The organism is uncultured Corynebacterium sp. (genome assembly GCF_945649885.1).
GTDB lineage: Bacteria > Actinomycetota > Actinomycetes > Mycobacteriales > Mycobacteriaceae > Corynebacterium.
The window spans coordinates 1-8630 of the sequence record NZ_CALZFS010000122.1; the positions used below are offsets into that span (position 1 = coordinate 1).

Here is an 8630-nt window from a genome sequence, read left to right on the forward strand (position 1 = left end):
GCCCCGCTGAAGTCATCATTTCCTCCAGGTCTTAGGTCAGCTCACCCCGTAGCGGCAGTGACCTGCGCACTGCCCACAGAATGATGTCACGGGGGAAATGACGACCGGAGAAGATACCCATGGCTCTGATTATTTCACGTCGCTCTTCCTACTGCCCCAACTTTGCAACAGCACCTTATTTCTTGATCCCTGTTGTCTACACCGTGATGCCGTTATTCGGCTACTGGAGCCGCATGAGGGAGCTTCCGCCAGCTGTGTGAATGAGCGGGAGTTCAGGCACGCCACTCCAGCTCTTGACCACGGAATCAGTCACACGCAATGAACTGCCGGGCTGTAACCCCACGTAAGAAATTCGGGCTAGTGTCCTGCTGCAAAGGTCGCCGACGGTGCTGTTGCACACTTCGGGCAGGAGGCCAAGAAGGCTCTGTTTTTATCGCGCAATCAGCGCTATGAATCTGTGCTGTCACGCAGCGAGTATTAGAGGATGAACAACGGGGGTCACCAATGGCTCTGAACCTGAAGTGTGCAACAGCACCGGTGAAAAAGGGGCGTCTCCCACCATGATGACAGCGCCTAGCTGCTGGTTAAAGGAGAGCAACACCTTGTTGTGGTGCCCGGTGAGTGTCTTGGGCGTCTTCACTTTCCACCCGGAGATGGACACCTACCTTGATCCCGATGTTTACCAGTGCGTCCAGCGAAAACTTACTGATCTTGCCAGTAACCAGATCGGAAACCCGGGGCTGAGTGAGCTCGAGGTTGCTGGCGGCAGTTCTCTGCGACCAACCAAACTCTTCCAAACGGTCGTTAATACGAGACATCAGCTGTGCCCGGAGGCGAAGGTTTTCCGCTTCGCTGGGGGTATCGGCAAGTAGATCCCATACATTTCCAGCGCGATCTTTAATGCTCATCTTTTTGCTCCTTGTCGATTTCTTCTTTAATTGACTTCAATCTCTTTTTAGCCGTGTCGAGAATATTCTTCGGGGTCTTCTGGGTTTTCTTCACGAAAGCGCAGAGGCAGACCACATATTGAGGATCTTTACCCAGGTAGAGGTAGATACTGCGGGCGATCCCATCTGAGGTGGTCACTCTTATCTCACGGCATCCTGGCCCCACATCCGGCATTGGTTTCCAGCTGGTGGGCTCTTTTCCCCATTGAACCAGTTGAAGCTGATATCCAATTTCTTGCTGGATAGCTTTCGGCAGATCCCGCAGCTCACGGACGACGGCCTCGGAGGCTGGAAGGAGGGGGATCTCCTTGGGGACTGACATATCTTCAATATATCTGTTTCGGTATAGATTGTCGATAGTGGCAGCTGTTGCAAGGTGACGGACTCAGTAGGAGGGGATGTGGCCGGTGCGGTTATCGTCCTTTCTAGACACCTTGATATGTGGGTCTTTTTCACCGAGATGGTGGGATTTCACGCCTTAGATAACGCCCGGCAAATGATGACACGGCCAACCCCCTAGGATTTCACTGATTTAATTACCTGCACATACCTATGTGCCTATAGAGCTTTTGGGAAGTGTGGAGGTGATCTCCAAGCGGAGGTTTCTAGCTGCAGCTTCAGGCGCCTAACCCCTTATGTAGGGTCTCATCCGCTCGTTTCGGCGGTGTGGGTGTCGTGCGGCCTGGGTGGCAGGTACCGGTAGAGGGTGGTGCGGGCAATGCCTGTTTTCTCCACGACCTCGCGCATTGATAATCCTTCATTGCGCAGATGCTCCGCAAAGCGCAGTTTGTCCGGGGCAACCACACTGGGGTGCACACCTCCCTGGATCCGTCATCGAATGAGAACCACGACTTCTTCTCCGGTTCAGGTTCCTCCTATGTCATCGGCACGGCCGAGGAAACCACCGACAACGACTGGGACTTCTAGTCCGCAAAGTTCCTCCCTGCAGACCTCCCTGCCCCACGGACACCGGGGCGGGGAGGTTTTTGTCTACACAGTGGGCCGACGGAGGCCGGGGAGGCCGGAAAGCGGCCGCCTTCCGGCCAGAACACCACCCGGTGCCGCTCACACCATCGGAGTGCTGAGTTTGCAACAGCACCGTTCAAACCTACATACGAATGCAGTCCGGAAATGACCATATTGATGAAGAACAAATTAAATAGCATACCGACGAGAGTGAGGGCAGTAATTATTGCTGCTCGCTAAACCCGCTAGTCTACGACCCACGCGTGGCGATAAGCGACGTAGAGGATCCAGGAGATGCATGTGACGGTTTCCTGTGGGGCCCAGCCCCTCTCCCCCAGAACCGACCTCACGCCGCTTCCGTTCGGGTCGCTCCCGGGATCACGCCGAGCCTGAATATCGACAGAGTAATAATGGCGGTCTTGTATGTGATACTGTCCAGCATTTTCACAGAGGGCAAGGGTTCAACTACTCCGCCGAAAAATCCCTTTTCTTTACCAGCCGACTGCCCTATCCGCAGGAGATGTAGCATCGATGCTACGCCAGGGCCCGCGGATGCAGGGGGTGTGTCTACTGTGCGAGGAAAGTTGCCCGCATTCTGTCCACACTGGGTTCCAGCCCTGTGAACAGGCGGAAAGCATCGACTGCCTGGTGGATGGCCATGCGCGTGCCATCGAGGGTACGGCATCCCAGTTCCTGGGCTGTGAGCAGTAATTCTGTTTCAATGGGCATGTACACTACATCCCCCACCCAGTGCCGTGATGTCAGGCAGGAGACATCAAAAGCGGTTCCAGGGTGGGTGGACATCCCCATCGGGGTCGCATTGACCACTCCATCGGCGGCGGCGATGGCATCTTCAATGCCCCGGGCATCCACACCCTGAACTGCCTCCCGGCCAATGGCGGAGTTGATGCTTGAGGCGAGTGCCTGGGCGCGGTTGATATCCAGGTCTGCGACCTGCAGATGTTCCACCCCATTGGTTACCAGTGAATAGGCCACCGCATTACCTACCCCACCTGCACCGACTTGGACAACGGTGGTCATCGTGGCATCCGGTAATCCCTCCTGGAGCCCACGGGCAAATCCTGTGACATCGGTGTTATAGCCGGTGGTGCGCCCATCTTCAGCAATGACCACGGTGTTGACTGCTCCCAGCTGGGCGGCCTGTTCCGCGATGTCATCAAGCAGGGGAAGGACGGCCTGCTTGAAGGGGTGGGTGATGTTGAGTCCATTGAAACCTGCGAAACGGGCGGCGTCGAAAAGTTCTTCCAGGGAACGGTTGCGGGCACGTTCGGTGAGGGGATCAATGCGGCGGTAGACCGTCGCTGCCCCCTGCGCCAGGCCTTCAGCCTCGTGCATGGCAGGTGTGCGGGATAAGGAGATGTCCTCGCCGATCAGGCCGAGGAGAATACTGTTGTGGTTCATGTCAGATTATTTAGCTTCCAATGTGAGAAGTGGCGAGAATATCAACGGCAAAACCATATCCAACAATGCCGGCACCAGCGATGACCGATTGTGCAACGGGGGAAATATAGGAATGGTGGCGGAATTCCTCGCGGGCGTGGGGGTTGCTGATATGTACTTCCACGGTAGGTAATTCTGATGCCTTCACAGCATCATGTAGTGCTACCGAGGTGTGTGTCAGTCCACCGGGATTAAATACACAGCCTATATGGGTGCCACGGGCGTCATGAAGCGCATCGATGAGAGCCCCTTCGTGGTTGCTCTGCACCGCATCGATCTCAATGCCATGCTCCCTGGCGCGGTCTCGGGCCAGTGCCACTACATCATCCAAGGTGGCGGTGCCGTAGATTTCTGGTTCCCGTAGACCCAACATATTGAGGTTGGGACCATTGAGCAATAGGATGCGTCTGGTCATAATTGGTGCCCTTATCTTGTTGGTCTAGTCGGGGATGCCGCGTTCAGCATCACGGATCGTGCGGTATTGGGCGGCGAGTCGGACTGGGGCGTTATTCTCACCCCAGCCCTGGAAACCGCCCCGGCGTTCGACCACCTCGATGAACAGGGTGCCCAGGGTGCCGGTGTAGAAGTGTAGGAATTCCCCATCTTCATCTCGGTCATAGAGCAGGTTGTTCTCCCGGAGCGTATCCAGGAATTCTGGGGCCAGGTTAAAACGGGCCTGCAGATCTTCAAAGTAGTTCTCTGGCACGGGTAGAAATTCCAGGCCCCGGTGACGTGCGCGCTGGGCCATCGCCACAATATCGGTGGTGTGGATGGCGATATGTTCTGGATAAGCAGCATTGAGGAAGTCACCTTGTTCCCCGTCTTCGGGTGCGGCGCTGAGCAGCAGCCGGACCACACCGTTGCGGGACCTCATGACCTGATTTCTGATGAGTCCGATCGGACTGGGGAATTCCTCCTGGCCCTGAGTTTCCAGGGCCATGAGTGAGGTGTAGAACAGGACCGTCTCATCATAATGTTGCCAGGGTTGAGCCAGGTTGATGTGATCTATCCCGGTGACGAGGGACTGTGCAGGAATTTCTTCTTTGACCACACCGAATTCACCCAGCCAGGTGGGGAACCCATCAACAGTGATATCGCTGAAGTACACCTCAGTTCCATCCGGGGAATAGACTCCTGCTAGCTCTGCTTCCCCGGCTGCCTGTACCCGGGCGATGGTCTGGGATTTCAGGAGTCGGGCACGTTCCTGCGCAGCTGCTGGATCAGGGGTGGCAAAACCCAGGGCTGTGATGGTGGTGGGTGCTCCGGTGGGGCCTCGGTCACCGATGATGATGCGCACCGGCCCCTGGGTCCATACCTGGTAATCCGATTTCGTCCGGTGGTGGCCGCCCAGTTGGAATCCTAATTGATGGAGTATCCTGATCGTCTCGCCGAGCCTGCCCGTGCCGATCTCGAGGAAATCAATGCCTTCTGGTTCTGCCACCTCAGGCAGGGGGGAAAGCTGGAGTGGGCCCACCCGCTCCTGGTCTGGCAGTGCGTGCCAGGTCTGGTCCTCCAACCAACGTAGGGAACGTAGTCCATCCATTGCGGTCCTGGTGACATCCGCCTTCCGAAAGGAATCATTGAATATCTCTAGAGAGACGGGTCCGTCATATCCGGTCCGGGACAGGTGGGTCATGAATTTCACCAGGTCGAAATCTCCCTCCCCGGGGAAAACCCGGTGGTGACGGGACCAGGAGAGGATGTCCATGCTTAGTTTGGGGGCATCGGCAAGCTGAACGAAGAAGATCTTTTCTCCCGCGATCTGTTCCACGGCATCGGTGGCCCATCCCCGGGAGAGGATGTGGAAGGTATCCAGGCAGGTTCCCACATGTGGATGATCAGCCAGGTCCACAAGACGTTGTGCGTGTTCAAAATCATTGACAAAGCGACCCCATGCCAATGCTTCATAGGCGATGCGTACCCCATAATGCTGTGCCAGTTCACCAGCCCGACGTAACTGGGCCGCGAGAACTTCATCATCACTGATGGTGGCTGTGCCGACATTGGAGCACAGAAGGATCGTGGCGATGCCCAGACGGTTCATCAGGATGAATTTTGCTTCGAGGCGATGCAGGTTCTCCTCAAAACGGGATTCCTCCACCCCTTCAAAGTCCCGGAAGGGTTGATAGAGGTCCAGGGTGAGTCCCAGGTCTGCGGCACGTTGCCTGATCTGTTCTGGTGAATGCGGTGAAACTACAAGATCCTGTTCAAAGATCTCCACCCCGTCAAAGCCCGCATCGGCTGCGGCACGGAGTTTCTCGGCGAGTGTTCCAGATAGACAGACAGTGGCTATCGAGGTACGCATCAGTTCACAGTCTCCTGGTTATTCTGATCTTCAGCATTTTCCCTGGTGTTTCTTCCCACGCGGGAGACGGAGCCGTCCGCATCCACAACAATGGTGGTATGTCGGGTGTTGAGTCCTCCGGCGCCGTTTCTGGCCAGATCTGCCGCTTTCCCGCGGGCGGTGTGGAGAGCATCAATTTCATCTAGATTGAGGTGCTTGGTTTCTGGTGCGGTCAACGCAGCGACAGCAGCGATGAGGCAGATAATAGCGACGAAGATAGCTACCCGCAGCCACTCATCTCCCAGGGTTCCTGCCAGGACTGAAGCAATCACCGGAACAAAACCACCCGAGACTGCGAAGCCGATCTGGGTGCCCAGGGCCAGTCCTGTGACGCGCACCGATGTGGGGAACATCTCTGCGTAGAAAGCTGGCCACACTGCATTCGCCATTGAGTACAACACACCTGACATCATCACTCCCATGATGAAGATCAAGATCCAGTTGCCGGAGTAGATCGCACCCAGATAACCGTTCATCGCCAGTCCACCAGCAAGAGCACCGATGATGAAGACGGGACGACGTCCGAAACGATCGGCAAGAGCACCGAAGAGCGGAATCGTCAGCAGGGCTACGAAGTTGGCGACAACCGGCACCAGCAGCATCGTGGACCGGTCCAACCCCACCACGTTGGTGGCAAAGGACAGGGACCAGACGGTGAACACAATATTGACGGAGTTGATCATGGCTGCCACAGCGACACGGGCGACAGCGGCCTTGTGATACTTCAGGGTCTGTGCCAGTGGTGATACGGCACCGGCAGTCTTGTTCTCGCGGAAGGCCGGCGGCTCCTCCAGGCCCCGTCGGATGAGGAAAGCGACGAGAACCACGACAGCTGACAGCCAGAAAGGAACGCGCCAGCCCCAGGACATCAGGGCATCTTCGCTGAGGAAGATGGTGAAAGGAATGAATACTGCGGTGGCCAACAGTGTGCCGAACTGGGTTCCATGCAGGGTCCAACTCGCGGTGAGCGCACGGCGATGTTCAGTGGCGTGTTCCAGGGACACGGAGATCGCACTGGATTGTTCACCTGAGGCGGACAGTCCCTGGATGATACGGCACAGCACCAGCAGTGCGGGTGCCAGGTATCCGACCTGGTCGAAGGTAGGCAGGCATCCTACGATGAAGGTACTGGCTCCGATGAGGAACAGACACAGCATGAGGACGAATTTTCGTCCATAACGGTCGCCCAGCGGGCCCATGATCAAGGCACCGAGAGGACGGACGACATAGGCCACACCGACGGTAGCCATGGATGCGAGGATCGCCACACCAGGCGCGGTGTCCTCTGGGAAGAAGAGCTGGTTGATAACTAGCGCTGCAGCGGTTCCATAGACGGCGAAGTCATAATATTCCAGGGCTGAACCGATCCAACTGGACAGTGCTGCCTTCTTGGGGGTTTTCGCCGGGGCCTCTGTTGAGGTTTTATGCTGTTCTTCCTGAACGGATGCCCGGTTATCTCGTTCCTGAGCATCTTCCCGGGCCTGATGTTCAGGCCCCCGTGGATCCGGCGTGGGGAAACCATGTACGTTCTTGCTCATCGTTGTTCCTTTTCTTCAAGGACCGTTAACAGGACCGCCTGGAGGCGTATAGATCTTCGCCCGGGCGAGGCATCATCGTGAGTGTTGATGCCTTCCCTTCCTCAAGGCCCAGCACCGGATGCGGTCACTGCAGGCTATTGGTTTATATCTCCCCTTGGTCCGGGGCGATCAAACATGTCGGGATGATGTTCTTCCATGGTTGTGGCTTTCTCTGTTCCCGGCTATATAGGGAGTGTGGTGCACCCCTGTCCGTGACACGATATGTGACGGTGATCTATAGTACAAATGCATATTGCGCAATTATGGTATGCATTTTCAACATATCTTTTTCTCAGGCCTTCTATACAGGAGCAAGTCGATGAACCTGGAGCAGTTGAAGTCGTTTGTTGAAGTGGTGCGCCATGGTCAGATCTTCCGCGCCGCAGAAGAACTCCATATCTCTCAACCCACCCTCAGCAGACAGATGTCCGCCCTGGAAGCAGAGATCGGCGCCCCGCTCCTGGAACGGCACTCACGGGGCGTCCACCTGACCAGGGCTGGCGAGGCCCTTCATGAGGAGGCCGTGGAGCTGCTAGCCCGTATGCAGTCAGTGATAGATGAAATCGGTTCCGGGGAGCACCTCATCACCAGCATCAATATCGGTGTACCTCCAGGATTACCCAGTTCCTGGTTGCGGGATCGATTATCCACCGCGACGGATAATTTTCGGATTACCCTCATCGAGGCTCCCACCGATGAGCAGTTATCCCTGCTCAAGCAAAAAGAACTCGACATCGCCCTGACCAGGCGCCAGAGTGAAGCCTTTCCCACCCACCTGGTCCATCAACAGCGCCTGGGTATCGTGGTCCGCTCTGGCTCCCCCCTGCATGAAGCATTTGCCGGGCGGGATTCAGCAACACTTGTGGACATGGAGGGATTACGGGTACTGGCGCATTCCCGGGGTGAGGTCCGTGTCCAAGAAGAAATCTTGAAAAATGCCATGCTGTCCGCCGGTGTGAGTGCCACTTGGATCTTTCGGAAGTTCGGTTCCTACAGTGCTCTGATCGCTGATCTTGTCCATGCTGATGTGGCCCTGACCACCCAGGCTTCTGCCCAGCTGAACTTCACGGGGTGGGAATGGATCCCACTGGAGGGTGAGGATGCCTCCGGAAATGACCTGGTGGTTCGCACCTGGGCCACCTGGAACCCCACCCCCTCTCCAGAGTTATTGGCAGTTCTGCAGCGCTTGACCGAGCCTGACTCCCCCTGACCCCAACACAAAATCCCCTGAACATCGCTGTTCAGGGGATCATAGTTATCTTCGGACTGATGTCAGCCTGCTAGGCCGCGTCAATCGCCTCAATAAAAGGATCAAGATCGCCCGGGTTACGGGAG

General features: G+C 56.5%; 7 protein-coding genes and 3 pseudogenes. 2 read left to right on the forward strand and 8 right to left on the reverse strand.

The window, feature by feature from the left end; all coding sequences use genetic code 11:
- Positions 1-584: 584 nt before the first annotated feature.
- From Q0M74_RS11505 to Q0M74_RS13920, 3 genes and pseudogenes are all read right to left on the reverse strand, one after another.
- Positions 585-908: a helix-turn-helix domain-containing protein gene (locus Q0M74_RS11505; protein WP_293954562.1), complete on the reverse strand. Its 324-nt coding sequence runs from the start codon at positions 906-908 to the stop codon at positions 585-587.
- On the reverse strand, positions 898-1269 hold the full coding sequence (locus Q0M74_RS11510) for a type II toxin-antitoxin system RelE/ParE family toxin (RefSeq protein WP_293954564.1): 372 nt from the start codon (positions 1267-1269) through the stop codon (positions 898-900). The genes Q0M74_RS11505 and Q0M74_RS11510 overlap by 11 nt, the downstream gene beginning before the upstream one ends.
- 323 nt (positions 1270-1592) lie before the next feature.
- Positions 1593-1757 (reverse strand): annotated as a pseudogene (locus Q0M74_RS13920) (helix-turn-helix domain-containing protein); the annotation flags it as partial.
- Between Q0M74_RS13920 and Q0M74_RS11520 the strand changes: the two are divergent.
- A pseudogene (locus Q0M74_RS11520) lies at positions 1758-1874 on the forward strand (ribonucleotide-diphosphate reductase subunit beta); the annotation flags it as partial.
- 173 nt (positions 1875-2047) lie between these two features.
- Here Q0M74_RS11520 and ccsA read toward each other — a convergent pair.
- From ccsA to Q0M74_RS11545, 5 genes and pseudogenes are all read right to left on the reverse strand, one after another.
- Positions 2048-2454 (reverse strand): annotated as a pseudogene (ccsA, locus tag Q0M74_RS11525) (cytochrome c biogenesis protein CcsA); the annotation flags it as partial.
- Positions 2455-2480: 26 nt separating this feature from the next.
- Positions 2481-3335, reverse strand: a complete 855-nt coding sequence (locus Q0M74_RS11530; protein ID WP_293954569.1) for a quinate/shikimate dehydrogenase (NAD+) — start codon at positions 3333-3335, stop codon at positions 2481-2483.
- A gap of 10 nt (positions 3336-3345) precedes the next feature.
- Positions 3346-3789 (reverse strand): type II 3-dehydroquinate dehydratase, encoded by a 444-nt coding sequence (gene aroQ / locus Q0M74_RS11535; RefSeq protein WP_293954571.1) that lies wholly within the window; start codon positions 3787-3789, stop codon positions 3346-3348.
- A 24-nt stretch (positions 3790-3813) separates the two neighbouring features.
- Positions 3814-5679, reverse strand: a complete 1866-nt coding sequence (locus tag Q0M74_RS11540; protein ID WP_293954573.1) for a bifunctional sugar phosphate isomerase/epimerase/4-hydroxyphenylpyruvate dioxygenase family protein — start codon at positions 5677-5679, stop codon at positions 3814-3816.
- Entirely contained in the window at positions 5679-7256 is a 1578-nt protein-coding gene (locus tag Q0M74_RS11545; protein WP_293954576.1) for an MFS transporter, read from the reverse strand. Before Q0M74_RS11545 ends, Q0M74_RS11540 begins: the two co-directional genes overlap by 1 nt.
- Before the next feature lie 358 nt (positions 7257-7614).
- Here Q0M74_RS11545 and Q0M74_RS11550 point away from each other — a divergent pair, with 358 nt between their 5' ends.
- Positions 7615-8505, forward strand: a complete 891-nt coding sequence (locus Q0M74_RS11550; protein WP_293954578.1) for a LysR family transcriptional regulator — start codon at positions 7615-7617, stop codon at positions 8503-8505.
- The last annotated feature ends 125 nt before the right edge of the window (positions 8506-8630 follow it).